This window comes from Leifsonia sp. SIMBA_070, from assembly GCF_046534635.1.
Taxonomy (GTDB): domain Bacteria; phylum Actinomycetota; class Actinomycetes; order Actinomycetales; family Microbacteriaceae; genus Leifsonia.
The window spans coordinates 1-250 of record NZ_JAWRYK010000662.1 but is presented as its reverse complement, the minus strand read 5'-3'; the positions used below and the strand labels follow the sequence as shown (position 1 = coordinate 250).

Here is a 250-nt window from a genome sequence, read left to right as displayed (position 1 = left end):
CCTTCTTCAATCCGCGCCGGCCCCGGGCCAGTAGTGATTCCAGCGCCTCGACGCTCACCTCCATTGCGGCGGCGGCGTCGATGTTGCTCATCTCCTCCAGGTGCACCAGCACGATTGCGGCGCGCTGGCGCTCCGGCAGGGCCGACAGCCCCTCTTCCAGCGTCGCGGCCCGGTCGCCTTCCATCAACAGGTCGGTGGCGAGCGGCGCGTCGTCAGCCGGTTCCGGCGCCTCGTCCATGGGCGCCGCGCG

At 71.6% G+C, this 250-nt stretch carries 1 protein-coding gene; it reads right to left on the bottom strand.

Translation table 11 applies throughout. From position 1 onward, the window contains the following. The coding region (locus tag SB754_RS21895) for a sigma factor-like helix-turn-helix DNA-binding protein (RefSeq protein WP_410784411.1) at positions 1 to 238 on the bottom strand (238 nt) is incomplete at its 3' end. Positions 239 to 250: the final 12 nt, after the last annotated feature.